General features: G+C 56.7%; 14 protein-coding genes. 7 read left to right on the top strand and 7 right to left on the bottom strand.

The window, feature by feature from the left end; translation table 11 throughout:
• Nucleotides 1-13: 13 nt before the first annotated feature.
• The 4 genes from GS636_RS13145 to GS636_RS13130 form a co-directional block, all read right to left on the bottom strand.
• Nucleotides 14-1,120 (bottom strand): Hint domain-containing protein, encoded by a 1,107-nt coding sequence (locus GS636_RS13145; RefSeq protein ID WP_171669789.1) that lies wholly within the window; start codon nucleotides 1,118-1,120, stop codon nucleotides 14-16.
• A 140-nt stretch (nucleotides 1,121-1,260) separates the two neighbouring features.
• Nucleotides 1,261-3,054 carry a B12-binding domain-containing protein gene (locus GS636_RS13140; protein WP_171669788.1) on the bottom strand — a complete coding sequence of 598 codons (1,794 nt, stop codon included), beginning with the start codon at nucleotides 3,052-3,054 and terminating at the stop codon, nucleotides 1,261-1,263.
• 86 nt (nucleotides 3,055-3,140) lie between these two features.
• A complete protein-coding gene (locus tag GS636_RS13135) occupies nucleotides 3,141-4,400 on the bottom strand; it encodes a Xaa-Pro peptidase family protein (RefSeq protein ID WP_171669787.1) in 1,260 nt (419 codons plus the stop codon).
• Nucleotides 4,397-5,188, bottom strand: coding sequence for a 2OG-Fe(II) oxygenase (locus GS636_RS13130; protein ID WP_171648043.1), 792 nt, complete (start codon nucleotides 5,186-5,188; stop codon nucleotides 4,397-4,399). Before GS636_RS13130 ends, GS636_RS13135 begins: the two co-directional genes overlap by 4 nt.
• A 79-nt stretch (nucleotides 5,189-5,267) precedes the next feature.
• On the opposite strand from GS636_RS13130, the gene GS636_RS13125 reads away from it, so the two are divergent.
• The gene (locus GS636_RS13125; protein ID WP_171187615.1) at nucleotides 5,268-6,170 is read left to right on the top strand and encodes a LysR family transcriptional regulator; all 903 of its coding nucleotides are present in this window, start codon (nucleotides 5,268-5,270) and stop codon (nucleotides 6,168-6,170) included.
• Between the two features lie 448 nt (nucleotides 6,171-6,618).
• A complete protein-coding gene (locus GS636_RS13120) occupies nucleotides 6,619-7,572 on the top strand; it encodes a hypothetical protein (protein WP_171669786.1) in 954 nt (317 codons plus the stop codon).
• Nucleotides 7,573-7,759: 187 nt separating this feature from the next.
• On the opposite strand, the gene GS636_RS13115 is transcribed toward GS636_RS13120, so the two are convergent.
• A complete protein-coding gene (locus GS636_RS13115) occupies nucleotides 7,760-9,001 on the bottom strand; it encodes a Xaa-Pro peptidase family protein (RefSeq protein ID WP_171669785.1) in 1,242 nt (413 codons plus the stop codon).
• A 627-nt stretch (nucleotides 9,002-9,628) separates the two neighbouring features.
• On the opposite strand from GS636_RS13115, the gene GS636_RS13110 reads away from it, so the two are divergent.
• The gene (locus GS636_RS13110) at nucleotides 9,629-10,957 is read left to right on the top strand and encodes an MATE family efflux transporter (protein ID WP_171669784.1); all 1,329 of its coding nucleotides are present in this window, start codon (nucleotides 9,629-9,631) and stop codon (nucleotides 10,955-10,957) included.
• A 27-nt stretch (nucleotides 10,958-10,984) separates the two neighbouring features.
• Here GS636_RS13110 and GS636_RS13105 read toward each other — a convergent pair whose 3' ends face one another.
• Complete coding sequence (locus GS636_RS13105) at nucleotides 10,985-11,800, bottom strand: IclR family transcriptional regulator C-terminal domain-containing protein (RefSeq protein WP_171669783.1); 816 nt, start codon at nucleotides 11,798-11,800, stop codon at nucleotides 10,985-10,987.
• A 209-nt stretch (nucleotides 11,801-12,009) separates the two neighbouring features.
• Between GS636_RS13105 and bhcA the strand changes: the two genes are divergently transcribed.
• The 4 genes from bhcA (at nucleotide 12,010) to bhcD (ending at nucleotide 16,429) form a co-directional block, all read left to right on the top strand.
• Nucleotides 12,010-13,200, top strand: a complete 1,191-nt coding sequence (gene bhcA, locus GS636_RS13100; RefSeq protein WP_171095245.1) for an L-aspartate--glyoxylate aminotransferase BhcA — start codon at nucleotides 12,010-12,012, stop codon at nucleotides 13,198-13,200.
• 10 nt (nucleotides 13,201-13,210) lie between these two features.
• Complete coding sequence (gene bhcB, locus GS636_RS13095; RefSeq protein WP_171669782.1) at nucleotides 13,211-14,185, top strand: beta-hydroxyaspartate dehydratase BhcB; 975 nt, start codon at nucleotides 13,211-13,213, stop codon at nucleotides 14,183-14,185.
• 10 nt (nucleotides 14,186-14,195) lie between these two features.
• Nucleotides 14,196-15,359 (top strand): 3-hydroxy-D-aspartate aldolase BhcC, encoded by a 1,164-nt coding sequence (bhcC, locus tag GS636_RS13090; RefSeq protein ID WP_171669781.1) that lies wholly within the window; start codon nucleotides 14,196-14,198, stop codon nucleotides 15,357-15,359.
• Nucleotides 15,360-15,448: 89 nt separating this feature from the next.
• Nucleotides 15,449-16,429 carry an iminosuccinate reductase BhcD gene (bhcD, locus tag GS636_RS13085; RefSeq protein ID WP_216602903.1) on the top strand — a complete coding sequence of 327 codons (981 nt, stop codon included), beginning with the start codon at nucleotides 15,449-15,451 and terminating at the stop codon, nucleotides 16,427-16,429.
• Nucleotides 16,430-16,541: 112 nt separating this feature from the next.
• On the opposite strand, the gene GS636_RS13080 is transcribed toward bhcD, so the two are convergent.
• The gene (locus GS636_RS13080) at nucleotides 16,542-17,654 is read right to left on the bottom strand and encodes a mandelate racemase/muconate lactonizing enzyme family protein (protein ID WP_171669779.1); all 1,113 of its coding nucleotides are present in this window, start codon (nucleotides 17,652-17,654) and stop codon (nucleotides 16,542-16,544) included.
• Between the last annotated feature and the right edge of the window lie 257 nt (nucleotides 17,655-17,911).

Here is a 17,911-nt window from a genome sequence, read left to right as displayed (position 1 = left end):
GGCTAAACCGCAGCTACAGGATTGTTCCAGGCGCAGACATGAGAGGTTTTTCGTTTTTCAGGTGGCGGTCTATCAGTTTCCGCTGTTGCTTGCCCGTAGGTATGAACCCGGCAGGCTCTGGCAACACGTCTGTCTGCGTCAGTTCCGGGAAAAGCGCGGTGATCTCTTCCCGTGCCGCGTCGCTGATCGCTTTCAGCGCTTCGGGTCCGGTAAACAAACTCTCGGACGGCGTGCCTTCCGCGAAGACAATCTCGTGTCGATCAAACAGTAAATGGAAATACTCGACCTCCCGAACCGACGTGTCCACGTAAATCCCCGGAAGGCTTGTCAACTTGATTGCCGGAACAAGAACCTCTGAGACACCAAACATGCGGCTGGCAATGGTCGAGCAAACCAGCATTCGGTGTTGCCGGGACACCAACAAATCCCGCTGCGGAAAGCCATTTCCAAGCGAACCGGCCAGAATTCGAACCGGGTAAAGTTTGGAATTGGTCCGAAGCTCTGCCTCTTCAACACGCCGCCTGCCGATCCACCGTAACGGCTGTGGGCCATTGTCCCGCGTTAGAACAAGGTCCGACAATGTGATCTGTTCAATTTGCTTTGGTCCGGTTGTCGTTGCGATCCACGTGGACCGGGTAAAGCACGGCACAAGTGTGTTTTCGTTGATCGGCGGGCGGCCCCCAGATCCCGGGCCTTCTGCTGCCGAAATAACCTCAAGCGGTACCCCGCGCGGTGGGAAAGAGCCGACAAAAGCCACGCCTTCGGTGGTTCCGAACGAAGGAGACGAGCTAACAATGTTGACACCAAGTACCTGATAGGTTTGACCGGTGCTGTTGTCGCGCAGCGTAATGACGTATTCGGCCTCAATACGCGTTCCATCGGAATAGGTGGTGCCATCAAATACCTGATCGCCGTTTAAACGCTGGTTCCCGTCGTTGTCGTCAAAATTGACGTCTGAACCACCGTCTGACACGTTCAGATCGGTCAATGGGCCAGTGCCGATCGTAATAAACTCGCCGACAAGGTTGGACCCATCACCCTGGCTGAAGCCACTCAGGCTTTCACCCCCGGTGATCGAAACCTGGCTGGCACCCAATGCATGTACGATATAATCGGCCATGTGCCTGCTATTCCTGTTCAGCCCTCGTACACAGGCTAATGGATATGCGGACCCTTGCAAACATATCCACAGGGCAATCCTTAACGAGTGTTACCTATTGGTCGTTGTTGCGCCTGACGCCGAGAGGAACGCGGTGATCATTACGCCTGATCTGACCTGCTGCTGGCCAGCACAGAGCGCAGCGCTTCGGCGGCGGCCTCCAGATCAGCGCAGACTATGACACCGATTTTGGTCAATCGGTCAGAGACATCCACTGGCAGGCTTGTATTGCTGCCTTCCGGTATCTCATTCAGCCGGCCACCAATTAAAACCGGCACATCAAGCCCGGCTTCTTTCAGCTTGTGCAGCAGGGATTTGGAATAGCGCAGCGCCACGCCATTATAGGTACTTAGTGCGATGGCGTCGGCAGAGCTTTGCCTGACCAATGCCACTACATCATCCGGGTCGGTGGAGACGCCGCCATCTTCAACATCAAAACCTGCTTTGGTGAACACCAGATCCAGAAGCATTTTTCCATGTTCGTGCACATCGGTGGTAGCCGTCAGAATGCGGGCGGGAGATTCAGCCAGACGGGTCATTGCCTGACCCGCGTCAGATGCCAGAAAGCGCGCGGCTTCTTCCTCTAGTTCGCGATATGTTGTGGCACTTACGATGGGAATTCTGCGCCGCGGTGCATCAGGCCTTTGCGCGCCTCCGCCAAAGGTCCGTTCCAAGGCACGCCCACCGATACGGCGCAGAGCCAACAGCATCTGGAACGGATCGTTAGTGTCGATGCCACCTTGCGACAATCCCGCAAGAACCCGATCTGCAAAACGATGACCTTCTCGCAAGAGCGTGTCGCTGATCCGGTCAATCTCGGCCGTGTCAAACAGCGGCAGATACCCCTCTGCCAACTCGGTCAATCTGCGCAGATGACATTGCGCGTCACAGATCTCGGTCACGTCGGGGATGCGTTCATTCTCACTCACCGGAACCGGATTCAAAGCGTGCCCGCTTGGGCTCAGCCGCTGGGCCACAATGTCGGGCAAAAGATATGAGGACAGCCCCGCATAGTTTTCTGCATGTGTGCCTTTGTACAGCACCGTTGCACCGTAAATCTGCGATCCCGGCACTCCATCACTGATCTGTGCCAAAGCGCGTTGAAAGGCCATCCGCGTCAAAGGTTCAGTGAAATGGTGGCCGTAACACACTGCATAAGGCGCACCGATCAGCCCCGTCACAATGTGTTTTTCAAGCAACGCCTGACCCAGAACCGACGTCAGATCCTCGAAAACCGCAGCATACCCGTCGTCCAGATTGGAGTGCACCAATACCGGCACCGGCTGAGCGGCAATCAGACCAAGCGCCTGAACCGTCGCTTGTGTGGTTTCTACGTCATTATCGTATTCCGGCAAACGAAACGTGAAATATTGCCCCAGATTGCCGATCGTCGTGGCCCCGGCCGCCAGCGCCGCGCACGTGTTTTCAAGGGCTGCCGGAAAACCTAGCATGAAGTCACCAAAGTGCATTGCCGCTGGGCTGGCCTGTGTCAGACGTGCAAAGGCCTCTGCGTCATTCAAAATAACCCCGGTCCCGCGCGTGTTTTCCGTTCGTTGATGTCTTGGAAATCCCATCGACCAATCCAGGCACATGCCGAACCGATCAACCCGCGCACCGCGTCTGAGGCAACTGTCGTAAACCCTTTGGGTGGCATCGACGCTATGTGACAAATCGCGAAACCCCAGATGTGCGTGCTGCATCACCTGCCCGGATTGGATCATCGCCTTTTTATAGTCAATTTCGTTCCTATAGCCGGTCGACGCCTGAAACGCGCTTGTACCGACTTTCCAGTCCGACACCATTTTTTTGCCAGCGTTCAACAGATCTGCGCCACTGATCAAACCCTGCTCTGGAAGCAGCGTCGCTCCGTCGATTCTCAGGTTTGGTTCGCTCATTTCGCCACAATGGCCAATCCAAGGCTGCAGGCAAGGCCATTTCAAACGTTAATCCAAGCCCGTCCTGGTTTGGATTGGGAACGCGCCTAGACACTTTCCCAAGGGAAACTGTCGAGCCGCTCAATCCCTGTTTCGGTCACCAGAACTTGCGTTTCCAGTTTCACGCTTTCCGACCCGTTTTCGCCCACAAGGCTTTCGACACAAACGACCATCCCCGGTTCAATAAATCCAGACATGGCCGTCTCATCGAAATCTATGTGCAAAGGGATGACGGGCCATTCATCCGCCATGCCCACGCCATGCACAGCAAGCGAATACCGATAATCGACATGCCGATCCGGGATACGCCAGCTTTTTTCGTTAAACTCAGCATAGCTCACACCCGGCTTCAGCACGTCAAGGTTATGGTTGATCTGCTCTAAAGCCGTCGCATAGATCCGCCGCTGCGTATCCGTCATGGGCGTGTACCCGCAAGTCCAGCTGCGGCTGAGGTCCGCGCAATAGCCATAAGGACCGACCATATCCGTATCGAACGAGATCATTTCCCCCGGTTGGCAAACCCTATCCGAACACTCCTTGTACCAAGGGTTGGTATTCGGGCCACAGGTCAAAAGCTTGGTTTCGAGCCAATCACCGCCCGAACGCGCGTTTTCAAAATGCAGATGACCCCAAAGCTCGCGCTCGGTCACGCCCGGCACTGAATGATCATATATGCGCGCCATTCCGGCTTCGCAGACCCGAATGGTCCAGCGCATCAACTCGATTTCCTCTGGGGATTTGATCGACCGGGCGCGTTCCGTCAATTCGGCCCCTTCGACATAGGTTAACCCTCGCTCCTGCAGCGCGTGCAATCCTGGGCCGTCCAGCTTATCTGCCGCAAAGCGCTTGTTGCCACCCCCATGCTGACCGAGCACATCGGCTATTTCATCGGCCCAGGTTTCGACCCCGGCGGAGGCTTTGTCGCCCTTGGTCATAAACATCCACGACACAGCAGTTCGGATTTCGTCTATCCCCGGCAGGCCTTCGTTCAAATGTTCGCAGCCTTTGAACTCCCACAGGATCGCAGGACCACCTGCCAGGATCATCGCATACCGGACCGGATTGTGGCTGGTCCATACCTGCATATTCGAGCTGTCGAACGCATACCGAATGTTGATCGGGTCATAAAGCAACAAGCCTGCCACATCATGCTCTGCCATTTGTTCGCGCAACCGTGTCAACCGATAGGCGCGGGCCTTGTCCAACGTGGTTTGTGATACCGGGCTGATCAGCGGCTTGTCCGCCCCGTCGCTGTTCAAATGTGTCAGCTTGCGGTCATCTTTGAAGGCGTTGCGCGCCCGCGTCATGACACGGATCGACCATAAAAACCGATTTGTTCCTCAGCCGAGAAAGCGACGCCTGGTGTCTCGTAGAAGGAAAAAATCGCGATCACGCGTTCCGTGTCGCCTTTTACCGGCACCACGCGGTGCGGTGTGTTCACCCCGCGAAAAACGTTCAGCGCACCCGGCGCAGGCATGATCCGTTTGATTTCCGGATCCTTGCCAGCCAGAACAGCGGCCACGCCTTCATAGTTCTGGTCATCCGGTGTGCGCAGATCCTTGCGATACTCAAGCTCACCACCCACCTCCGGCGCCTGCAGCAGGATCGTGGTGGTAAATTCTGAGCGGTCGAAATGCCAGTTCAACCCTTCGCCATCCCGCGTCGCCTGCACGTTTACTCGGGCCATCGGGTCGTCCATTTGATAAAGCCGTTCCTTGCCCATAGTTTCGGCCAGAAAGTCCGCGAAGGGCTGCCATTCATACACTTCGATCACGGGGTTACCCTCTAGCTGATCGGCACAGAGCGTGTGATTGACCGTCTGCGATTTGATCATCGCGGGGTGATTGTCATCGATACCGGGCATTTCGTCCTTGAAGTAGACGTTGTGTTTGCGCGCATGCCGGAATGAGGCCGTTTCCATAGCGGGTTTCGCCTTGTCTGCCGCCTGCTGCGCAACCCCGGCTCTGAAAAACCCCGGCAGATTAAACATGCCATCAGAAGCCAGATCTGCCCGGCACTTTTCTACCAACTTCGCGTATTCTGGACTGTCAGGCCGATCCAACGGGTAAGTTTCAAGATCAAGCAGATGATTCATGGCGTCCTCCTTTACAGCATTGAAATTCAATCTATGACTAAGACAACCAGAAAAATTATTGGGTATCATAAGATTTACTATGGGCTATAGTGACTCCCTTCCGCCTCTGACAGCGTTACGGGCCTTCGAAGCCGCCGCACGATGCGGCAGCTTCGTGTTGGCCGGGAAAGAACTGGGCGTCAGTTCGGCCGCCGTCAGCCTGCAGATCAAAACGCTCGAGGATCACCTGGGCAAAAGACTGTTTGTCAGAAAGGGCAATCGGATTTCACTGACGGATGCAGGCGAAATGATGTACCCCAAACTTGCCCGCGCTTTTGAGGAAATGTCTGACGCGGCCCGAATTGTGCAAAACGCGACACGTCCCCGACAACTGGTGATCAGCGTGCTACCGGCATTGGCAGAGCTTTGGTTTCTACCCAAGGCAGTCACATTTTCCGAAGAAACCGGAATACCGCTGGATATCCGCGTGCAGGAAGACCCAATCGATTTTGAACGTGAAGCCATCGACGTTCGCCTGACCTATGGCTCGACACTCTATCCAGGATACCGGGAAGCAAGCCTGTTTTGGGATGTTGCGATACCGGTCTGCGCCCCTTCGTTCCAAGAGGCATATCCGAACATGGATGAATCCTTGTCACATATCCCCGACAGCAAGCTCATTCACAACAAATGGGGCCCCAGTTATGCCAGCGAACCACTCTGGTCGGATTGGAGACAGCAGGCCGGATCTGATGCGACGCAGTTTTCCCATGCAGGTTTAACGATCAACGATCTGACGCTTGCCATCTCTGCCGCAAAAAGAGGAGCTGGCATCGCCCTGGTTCCATCCGTTTTGGCAAAAACCGATCTCGCATCCGGATTGCTCGTGACGCCTTCGCAGCATGCCCTGAAAATGAAAAAGGACTACGTTTGCGTAATGCCGCACGCTCGATCCGAAACCTCTGCCATCCGCCAATTCAGTGCGCACCTCACACTTGAGTAGGATTGAGAAAACGACCGACCGCAACGAAACACCCGAAAACACAGCGCCGCAGCGTTTTTGCGATTGGATGGACGGCGAGGCGCTTTACAGGGTACCGCACTCGCAAATTCTTTAGATGCGAGACAACAGGACCCTGCTAATCTGTCCAAAATCGCCCTGTCGCAGATCTCTGTCTATTTTGGGGAAATGGCGAATGAAGTACTGACACTTTCAGATTAAAGGCGAACTTTATTGATTTATCTGGACGGTTTGCGGAAAGTGGTCGAGGAGTAAGTTGATGCGTGTAGGTCATCCCAATAGCCACAGTCAAACTTTGGGACGGAAACCCGCGCCCTTTTTGCGGGCCATCATCATTCTTTCACTCTTTTGTTTTGGTTTTTTCGGGTCTCGTTCAGCGTTGGCCTGCCAAGTTTGCGTCACCTTGCCTGAGGCTTCTCTGGCGGATCATTTGATTACCGCCGACGTCGTCGTTCTGGCCGCACCCGCGCCGGGTAATCCGTTCAAATTCGTGCCAAAGCGACAGATAAAAGGGGCACAGACCGACCTTGAAAGAACTCCTGACATCCCTTTCCTTGTAGATAGCAGGACACGCGCCGCCTTCCGCGCAAATCCCTCGATGACGGTCCTGATGACGTTCGGAACCGTTACCAAGGATGGCGCAGGGCGCGGCGTTTCACGCAAATGGACGCGGATTTTCAATCTGACCCCAGAGCGTGAAGAATTTTTGAATGCCCTTTGGGCGGAGAAAAATCTTTGGCCGGGTGGAAAGTCCGCATCCGGCGCGCGCGTTGCGTTTTTTGCACGATACCTTTCACACAAGGATCAGGTGTTAAGAGACACCGCCCTGATAGAAATCGACCGGGTGCCGTACAGCAGCATCCAGATATTGCGAAATACGGTCGCCGCAGACAATCTGTTGCGTGAGTTTGACAGCCTCGGTCGGTTGAGCTTCGTTCCGGTTGCGATCCGACTATTGGGTTTGCAGCCCAACGATGAAAAGGCCAAACGCATTGTTCGGTCTCGATACCCCGGGTCTATTCTTCGAAGCTCTGGCTATGCGTATGATTGGGCGCTGGCTGGCATAGCCATAGATGGGCCAACAGCAGTAGACGCCATTGGCTCGGCTTTGCAGGCCGCAAACGTCAAACAAGACCACAAAGAATCCCTCATTCGCGCTTTGACAGATTCTGGTACTGTGTCGCCTGGCCTAAGGGATCAGATCATTCCAATCTTCTCTCGCGAACTTGCCCGGGACAACCTAACGGCCATGGAGATTGCAATTGCCATGCGCAATTGGGATGAGACACGCTTGGACGCCCAGCTCGGCAAATTGCTTCACATGGAAGACATTGATCCGGTCACGCAGTTCGTCATCCAAACTAAACTTTCTTCAAAGGACTGAAGTTCATCACAGCTGACGGATTGGGTCCTCTGATCGGTTCTGCGTTTTGTGCTTACGCGGTGCACGCCGCTTGATTTTACCGGAAGCCAACACATCTACGCGCCAATTTCAATGCAGTTGGTCGAAGACGTTTTTCCACCTCTCACGTCTCCCTTCGCGACGCCTTCTACACCAATACAGATATGGTTTAATCGAGCAACTCTTCCTCGAAAGGATAACTGGAAAGCAGCTCAAAACCATTGTCGGTTATGAGTACCTGTTCTTCCAGCTTGACCCCATCACGCTCGCCCACGGCCCCTACGTAGCTTTCAACAGTCAGCACCATGCCAGCCTCGACCACGCCGTCATACGGGTTCAGTCCCGAGTGATAGGGAATGATCTTCGGGTATTCGTCACACATACCCACCCCGTGGTAGATGCAGGGGTAGGCTTGTTTCTGAAAGGGTTCCGGGATTTCAAACGACTGCTTTTGCAATTCGTGAAAGGTTATCCCGGGACGCAAGAGCGCCATATTGTGCTGAACCTCGTCATAGGCAATCTGATAGATTTCCTTCTGCCGGGCGGTGGGCTTGGCAGATCCGCAATGGAACGTGCGCGAGACGTCACAGAAGTAGCCCATCGGACCAACCATATCGGTGTCAAATCCAACCAGATCCCCGGATTCAATCACCCGCTGGGTCGCCTCTTGCAGCCAAGGGTTGGTGCGCGGGCCAGAACACAGCATCCGCCCGTCATGCCATCCGCCCTGGTTTGCCAGATTTGTGTAATTCAAAATGCCCCAAAGCTGGGTTTCGGTCACGCCAGGACGCAAAGCCTCCTTCATCTTCGCCATTCCCAGCTCTGCCACCGCCACTGACCACTTGATACATTCAATCTCGTCAGGAGATTTTATCAATCGGGCGCTTTCAGTCAGTGTCACGCCGTCAACCACCTCAAGACCGCGCTGCAAGCAAGCCTGGGTGACAGACGGGTTCACATATTCAATCGCAACGCGCCGACTGTCAGAGCCGGTTTCTTCGAGGTAACCGCGCAGACGATCAGCCAACCTGCGTGCATTGTCCGCCAGGTTAGGGCCCGCATCAAAAAACGCGATAAAGTCCGCCGGTTCTTCTCGGTCTATCAGTGGACTGTTACCATAACCTCCGAACACAATGGTCGGTCCGTCCTGCGCCATGAAAAGATAGGTTGTGGGTACTCGCGACTGATACAGCTGATAGGAATCGTAATTCGCGGCGTATTGCATACTAAGCGGGTTCACGATGACCAGCGCCGCCACGTCCTGCAGCTTCATCTGTTCCCGAATCCGACCTGTTCGGTACTCAAGAAGCCGCTCCAAATCGATGTCTGGCAGTTCGCGGAACTGACGTAGATCACTCCAGTTGTCATCCAAAACCATCGTGTCCGGGCGCTGTGGCACAGTATTTTGCATTGGTGAGGGTCTCATCACTAAAAAGCACGTCGCGCAGGCAGGATTGAGCAAAGTTTTTCGAAAAAACTATCAATTCTGCGCCAAGTTTTTGTCGCGTTCACTCTCAACCAGCATTCGAATTTCTAAACTGATTTGTCCTTTTCGATCATTCCAGACCAGGACCGAACCCGGCACGTTTAACCCTAGAAGACAGTTGTTCCGTTGATGCAGTTCAAAAATACCGCGCGCAGCAGACATTCCGCATTGACCAGAACGACCAAGGCGATGCTTTCACTGGTTTAAACCGCGTCAATGGCAGCATGCTCGGCTACGACATGTCCGCTCGACGCGTTGGATATCGACAACTCAAACAAAGATTGCCCCACTCCTCCCAGGAAAACTCTCTTGTGCGGGTGCCCTGCTCTTGGCCGATGTGAACGAGTGGAAATTCAGTCAACGCGTTAGGATACCAGACTTCAACCCTCTGGACGCGGTTCAGCTTATTCCATAGAACCAAGTGAAACACTCCGTCCAGAAAAGGACCAAATTCATGATTCATCCGTCGCTAGGCTGAACGCCCCAAATCATCCAGAGCAAAAACGCTCAATCTTGCGACTTTGAGGCCGGACCGAGTCCGGTGTTTGAATCATGACAGACCAAATCTTTGTTTCCCAGGCGCAAACGCGCGCCGAGTTGTTACCGCTGATCAAGCTTGCCGTCCCTTTGATGGTGGGACTTGCCGCAGCGCTTTTGATCGGTGTGGTCGATACCGCGATGATCTCACCCCTTGGAACTGTGCCTTTGGCGGCAGCTGGAGTGACTACTGCGGTTTTGATCATTCTGATCTCTGCCCTTTGGGGCGTTGTTACAGCGCTTTCAGTTCAGATCAGTCAGGCAGAGGGGGCTCGGGACCCTAAAAAGGTCGCCCTCGCTTTGCGTGGCGGGCTTTTGCTTTGCTTGCTGGGCGGCGGGCTTGCGGCCCTTCTCATGATGGCTCTTTACCCTCTTTTAGGTCTTTTGGGTCAACCAACGGAAGTTCTTGAGATCCTTTTGCCCTATTGGATGTCAATGGCGGTCTGGATCATCCCATTCACCTTGTTCTTTGGCCTCAAGGCACTTTTCGATGCGGTGGGACGGCCCTGGACGGCAGTGGGCCTGTCCTATCTCGGCGTGCTCATCAACGTGCCGGCCAACTACACCCTGATCCATATTCTGGACCTCGGAATTCTAGGCGCAGGTCTGGCCAGTATTCTTTCACAATGCGTGTCTCTGATTGCTGCTCTTGTTGTTCTTAAACGGGCCCCGGGATTGGCTGCGTCTCGTCAACGGGTTCAGGTTGTCTGGGCCGATGTTTGGGCGCAGGCCAAAGACGCCCTGCCGCTTTGTCTTGGTTATGCAGGCGAAGGCGGCGCATACGCCGTGGTTGGTCTGATGATGGGGTGGCTTGGTGCCGAAGCCCTTGCGGCACATCAGATTGTCAACGCGCTGGCAGGATTGGCTTACATGATCCCGCTTGGAATGGCTGGCGCGGCCTCCATCCGCGTGGGCCTTGCAGTGGGGGCTTGCGACACCTCACGGCTGCGACCAATCCTGAAAGCTTCGTTTGTCATGGTGACCCTCTGGCAGGCGATTGCAGCAATCGTGTTCATAACCGCTGGTCGAATGATGGCGGAATCCATGTCCGACGATCCTGCCGTCGTGGATCTTGCCGTCACTCTGTTCTTTATCGTCGCGCTATTGCAGGTCGCCGATGGTGTTCAGGGTACTGCGCTTGGTGCGTTAAGGGGCATGTCTGACATGAACTTGCCTACTGTCATCACACTGACCGCGTATTGGCCACTTGCCCTGCCAGCAAGCTATGCCCTCGGCTTCGTTTTTGATTATGGTGCCATGGGTGTTTGGATAGGGTATACGATCGGTTTGGTCGTCGCGGCGGTTGCGTTACCCATTCGATTTTGGTCGCTGACCAAACAATAACAGCCGTAAATCCAACTTGAGCAGCCTTCAGCGTGGCGACCCTCCGATTGCGATAGTTATTTCCCGTGCTGCATCCAGGACCATTTCGCCGAAATAGGCGACGTTGGCTTTGTTGATCCTTGCTGTTGGGCCCGAGACTGAAATACCAGCACAAGGAATGCCGAACTGGTTCAGGATAGCGGCACCTGTGCATGACATGCCTGCATAGCGCTCTTCATCATCAAAGGACCAGCCGCGTTGCCGGACCAGCGTCAGATCCTCTAACAACGATATGGTTGATCGATGAGTGCGGTCAGTAAAGGCTTCGTAAGCGACATCTGACAGCAGAGCTTGAACCGCATTCGTGCTCATTTCGGCCAGCAATGCCTTTCCGGTCCCGGACGCGTACATGGGCGTCCGCGCGCCCGGAGGAAAGAAAGCGCGAATTGGATTTCCGGTTTCGACCTGGCTGACGAACACGACGTGGCTTCCGTCAGGCATGGCCATGTTCGCGGTCTCACCGGTATCGCGCATGAGCCTGCGCAGGATGGGCCGGCCGATTTCAACCACACTGTTGCGATTGAGGTAGGAGGCGCCTGTTCGATAGGCCTCGATACCGACCATCCATTCCTGGCGTTGTTCGTCGAAGCTGACATAGCCACGGTTGGACAGCGTCGTCAGTATGCGATGCGTCGTCGCCGTTGGAACGCCGGTTTCCCGACTGAGGTCGCTGAGCGTAGAGCGTTCCAGGGCTGCGAGCGTTGTCAGTGTTTCCAACGCGCGGTCGAGGGATTGCAATGTCCCGGCCGAGCTTTCCTTGAAGATTGATTTGGGCCGTCCACGCGGTTTTTTGTGATTCTGCACCGGTTTTTCCTGTGTGGTTAGGACCTTGATTTTAGGCGTCGGAGCGTTTTTTTCAAAATCGGCATTTTCTTTCGCCAATATTGAAAAACTGTCTCTTTCATTTCTTTCAATACGTTATGGTATTTTTCCGTATAGTGAAAAACTTTTTCGAGAAAATTGCAAAGCGCGCGTCTTGGTAAGATAATTTTACCAAACCGGAGGATTTTCATATGTCCACACAGAACCCAGTTTTCATTCCCGGCCCGACCAACATCCCGGATCGCTTGCGTTTGGCGATGCAGGTTCAGACGCAGGACCACCGCGCGCCGGATTTTGTTGAGACATTTGCGCCCGTGCTTGAAGACACCAAGCGGGTGTTTGGCTCCAGCGCGGGTCAGATCATCACCTTCCCGGCCAGCGGGACGGGCGGATGGGAAGCGTCGATCACCAACACACTCAGCCCCGGTGATACGGTTCTGGTGGCGCGCTATGGCATGTTCAGCCATCGCTGGATCGACCTGTGTCAGCGTCACGGGCTGGATGTTCGGATCATCGAATGCGCGTGGGGCAGCGGTGCGCCGGCAGACAAGTTTGCCGAGGCTCTGGCAGCCGACAAGGCCCATGAGATCAAGGCGGTTCTGGTCACCCATAATGAGACGGCCACCGGCGTACGTTCGGATATTGCGGCGGTGCGCAAGGCGATGGATGCCAGTGCTCACCCGGCGATGCTGTTTGTGGATTGCGTCAGCTCGCTGGCCTCGATGCCGTTCGAGTTCGATGACTGGGGCGTTGATATCGCGGTCTCGGGCTCGCAGAAGGGCTTCATGCTGGCGACCGGCATGGCGATCCTGTGCGTCAGCCCCAAGGCGCTGGCGGCAATGGAGACGGCACAACTGCCGCGCACCTTCTTTGACTTCCGCGACATGATGAACGCCAACGCATCGGGCGGCTTTCCCTATACCCCGCCGCTGCAGCTGATCTATGGCATGGGTGAGAGCCTGAAGATGCTGTTCGAGGAAGGCTTGGACAATGTCTATGCCCGCCACTTCCGTCTCGCCGAAGGCGTGCGCAAGGCCACCTCGGCCTGGGGGTTGGAGCTGGTGGCGCAGTCGCCGGATCTCTACTCGGACACCGTCAGCGCGATCTATGTACCCGACGGGTTCGACAGCAATGCCCTGACGGATCACGCCTTCAACGCCTATGGCGTCAGCTTTGGCATTGGTCTGGGCGAGATGAACGGCAAGGCCTTCCGCATCGGCCATCTGGGCAGCCTGACGGACGTGATGGTTCTGTCCGGTCTGGCCACGATCGAAATGGCCATGGCCGATCTGGACTATCCGATCGAGTTGGGCAGCGGTGTGTCCGCAGCGCAGGAATACTTCCGCGCGGGCCGTGCCACACCCATGCAATCTGCAGCGTAAGGAGGCCCCGATGTTGGATGCAATGACCACAGCCGATTGCCTGACCATCGCCGATATGCGCGAGGCGCATGAGCGGATCAAACCCCATATCAACCGCACCCCCGTGTTGCGATCGGAGTATCTGGACGATCTGACCGGCGCGCAGCTGTTCTTCAAATGCGAGAACTTCCAGGAGGCGGGCGCTTTCAAAGTGCGCGGGGCCTGCAATGCGGTCTTTGGCCTGAATGACGAGGCCGCAGAGCGCGGCGTCTGCACGCATTCTTCCGGCAACCATGCGCTCAGCCTGTCTTATGCGGCGGGCCGCAGGGGCATTCCCTGCAACGTGGTGATGCCGCGCACGGCACCGCAGGCCAAGAAGGACGCGGTGCGCCGCTATGGCGGGATCATCACCGAATGCGAGCCCTCGACCACCTCGCGCGAGGCGGTATTTGCCAAGGTGCAGGCGCGCACCGGCGGTGAGTTCGTGCACCCCTATAACGACCCGCGCGTGATTGCGGGGCAGGCGACCTGTTCGGCGGAGCTGCTGGAACAGACCGACGGGCTGGACGCGGTGGTTGCGCCCATCGGCGGCGGCGGCATGATCTCGGGCACCTGCCTGACCCTGTCGAACCTGGCGCCTGAGGTGCAGATCTATGCCTCGGAACCGGAACAGGCCGACGATGCCTATCGCAGCTTCAAGGCCGGTCACATCATCGCTGATGACGCCCCGGTCACCATTGCCGACGGGCTGAAAGTGCCGCTGAAGGAAAACACCTGGCACTTTGTGTCGAACTTCGTGCGCGACATCCACACCGCCAGCGAAGACGAGATCATCGCGGCGATGAAGACCACCTGGAAATACCTGCGCATCGTGATGGAGCCCAGCTGCGCCGTGCCGCTGGCCACCATCCTGAAGCACCCCGAAGCCTTCAAAGGCAAACGCGTCGGCGTGATCATCACCGGCGGCAATGTGGATCTGGACAAACTGCCCTGGACCCGGGGCTGAGGAGGACATCATGAACAAGCCCGCAAACATCGAGCAACTCGAAGTCGGCTACGACATTCCCGCCGCCATCGGCATGGACGCATCCGAGATTCAGACCCCGGCGCTGGTGCTGGATCTGGACGCGCTGGAACGCAACATCCAGAAGATGGGCGATTACGCCAAGGCCCACGGCATGCGCCACCGGGTGCATGGCAAGATGCATAAATCCGTCGACGTGGCGCAGCTGCAGGTCGAGCTGGGCGGCGCCTGTGGCATCTGCTGCCAAAAGGTCTCGGAGGCCGAGGTGTTTGCCCGTGGCGGTATCAAGGATGTTCTGGTCTCCAACCAGGTGCGTGACCCGGCCAAGATTGATCGGCTGGCGCGGATGCCCAAGCTGGGTGCGCGCACGATCTGCTGTGTGGATGACATCGACAATGTCAGCGATCTGTCCGAAGCGGCTGAACGCCACGGCACCCAGATCGAATGTCTGGTCGAGATCGACTGCGGCGCGGGTCGCTGCGGCGTGACCACCACGCCCGAGGTCATCGCCATCGCCAAGGCCATCGACGCGGCCCCGGGGCTGAAGTTTGCCGGTATCCAGGCTTATCAGGGCGCGATGCAGCACATGGATCTGTATGAGGACCGCAAAGCCAAGATCGACATCGCCGTGGCGCAGGTCAAAGACGCCGTGGACGGGCTGGCCGCCGAAGGGCTGGACTGTGACATCGTCGGCGGTGGCGGCACCGGGTCGTATTACTTCGAGAGCACCTCGGGCGTGTACAATGAACTGCAATGCGGCTCTTACGCCTTCATGGACGCCGATTATGGCCGCATCCTTGATGAAAACGGCAACCGCATCGACCGGGGACAGTGGGAGAACGCCTTCTTCATCCTCACCAGCGTCATGAGCCATGCCAAGGCCGACAAGGCCATTGTGGATGCCGGTCTCAAGGCCCAATCCGTGGACAGCGGCCTGCCGGTGATCTTCGGGCGCACGGATGTGGAATATGTCAAATGCTCGGACGAGCACGGCGTGGTCGCCGACCCCGACGGTGTTCTCAAGGTCAATGACAAGCTGCATCTGGTGCCCGGTCACTGTGACCCGACCGCCAATGTGCATGATTGGTATGTGGGTGTTCGGAACGGCAAAGTTGAAGCGCTTTGGCCGGTCTCCGCGCGCGGCAAGGCTTACTAGCCGCCGCACATGCGTCCCGGGCGGCAGTTATCCCTTCCCCTGCCGCCCGGACCTGCACCCCAAAGCTCAAGGAAAAGGTCATGAAAGATATGACAGACAAACCCCTGCTGATCGTTGGAGAAGACCTCTGCCAGCAACTGGTCGGACGCCGCGAGGCCTTCGATGCGGTTCAGGACGTCTTCGCTGCCATGGCGCGTGGCGACGCCTATAACTTCCCGGTCATTCGTGAGGCCATCGGCTATGCCGATGCGCTTTATGGCTTCAAATCCGGCTTTGACCGCGCCGGTCAGGTGCTGGGTGTGAAATCCGGCGGCTACTGGCCTGGCAACATCGATAAGGGCCTGACCAATCACCAGTCCACCGTCTTCCTGTTCGACCCCGATACCGGGCGGCTCTCGGCACTGGTCGGCGGCAACTACCTGACCGCCGTGCGCACAGCGGCATCCTCAGCTGTGTCGATTGCACATCTGGCCCGAAAGGATGCCAAGGTGCTGGGCATGGTCGGCGCAGGCCACCAATCCGCCTTCCAGCTGCGCGCCGCTGCCGAGCAGCGCGACTTTGAGAAAGTCGTCGCCTGGAACCCGCACCCCGAGATGCTGCCTCGCCTGGGCGCGGTCGTAACCGAGCTGGGTCTGGAGTTCGAGGCCGTCAGCCAAGAAGATCTGGGTGCACAGGCGGATGTCATCATCACCATCACCTCGGCCTTTGAACCACTGTTGATGAAAGACTGGATCAAACCCGGCACCCACCTGGCCTGCATGGGCACCGACACCAAAGGCAAGCAAGAGGTCGACGCCGCGCTGGTCGCAGCCGCCACCGTCTTCACCGACGAGGTCGCACAATCCACCACCATTGGCGAGGCCCAACACGCCATCGCGGGCGGCACCCTGACCGAGGGCCAGATCACCCCCATCGGCGCCGTCATCAACAGCGACCACAAGGGCCGCACCAGCGCCGAAGAAATCACCCTCTTCGACGGAACAGGCGTCGGATTACAAGACCTCGCCGTCGCATCAGTCGCCGCAAAACTCGCAGATCAAGCAGGGCTGGCCGAACACGTCACGCTGTGATCATCTACGCGAAAGAGTGAACGGATGCTCGCCCAGAGCGGTTCGTTCCGGGCCGTTCCAAGACTAAGACGGCAGCGTCCAACCCGGGCGCTTTCGCACACACAAATCAACGTTAGGCACTGAAAGAAAACGGCTCGCCCAAGGTATCAGGGTCGACCTTAACCCCCAGACCTGCTCCTTTCGGCACGTGCAGCAATCCGTCAGTGCAGGGCGGCATGCCGGTCGCATTCTGCACCGTCACCCAATTCATGAAGTCCACCGAGTGAGCTGCAAGCCGCACCGGGAGTCTTGCCATCATCTGAGCTGTGGCGGCCGTGTTGATGGTGCTTCCGCCAGTATCTTCAATGGTCACCTTCAACCCCAGCTGCACGGCCACATCACTGAGCAGCCGGGTTGGGCCAACCCCACCGATCCGGGCCATTTTAAGCGTTACCCCCGAAACCATCCCATCGGCATGAGCGACTAGCATAGGTTCGAGACCCGTAATGCTTTCATCCAAAATGAACGGATGAGGACAAGATTGCGCAACACGCCGGTTTTCGGCCATCGACATACAAGGCTGTTCAAGCCAAAAATCCAGATCGCCCACCCCCCGCAAAAAGCGAAGCGCATCTTCAACCAGCCATCCGCCATTGGCATCCGCATAGAGCGCAACATCAGAAGGAACAGCGCTTCGGACTGCGCGCAAACGCTCAATATCTTCCAACGGGTCCTGTCCAACTTTGACCTGTAGACGCCGGTAGCCTTGCTTTAGATAGGACTGCGCGCTCTGCGCCATCTCATCTGGGGCAGCCTGACTGATCGAGCGATAGAGCGTAACGGATCGAGTGGCGCCCCCGCCTAGAAAGGAACAAAGCGGCATCCCTGCCCGGCGCGCCGCCAAATCCCACGCGGCCATGTCAATTGCGGATTTCACCGCGGGCTGGCCCAGCATGGCCGCGTTCAACGCCTCGGCCAATTGAGCTGGTGCGTCAGACGGTCGACCAATCACCTCTGGTAGTAACCGCGCTGTGCCTTCCGCCATCTCTTCGGGAAAAGCCTCGGCATAAAACGCCCCAAGGGGCGCCGCCTCTCCCCAGCCGATGGTGCCGTCAGCCGCTTCAAGCGCTACGATCACAGCGTGAAAGCCATGTTCGGTCTGCCCGCGGCACACATACTTTCCTGCGGCAAAGGGTTGGTATTGCTGCCAGGCTCGGGCCGAAACGATGGGAACAGGTTGGATCATGTGACCGCCTTCGACCGCGGAAGCACATCAATCGCGACATCATGCAGGTTTAGCGCTGCGTTCTCGTTTGCCTCTGTCAAAACCTGCAACTTTCTTATTCAATTCTTCGGACGGTAAGTGCCTCGTCAAACGGTTTTAACGCCAAACTGAGGCGTCCCGAACATTTGCCACCACCCTAATATGAAAAGAAGGCACCCTGTCCCGACAACTTGTCAAGTCGCGTCCCACCGCGACACGGTCAGCAATCATAGATTCAC

This window comes from Ruegeria sp. HKCCD4884 (genome assembly GCF_013110855.1).
Classification (GTDB): Bacteria; Pseudomonadota; Alphaproteobacteria; order Rhodobacterales; family Rhodobacteraceae; genus Ruegeria.
This window is presented reverse-complemented; position numbering and strand designations above follow the sequence as displayed.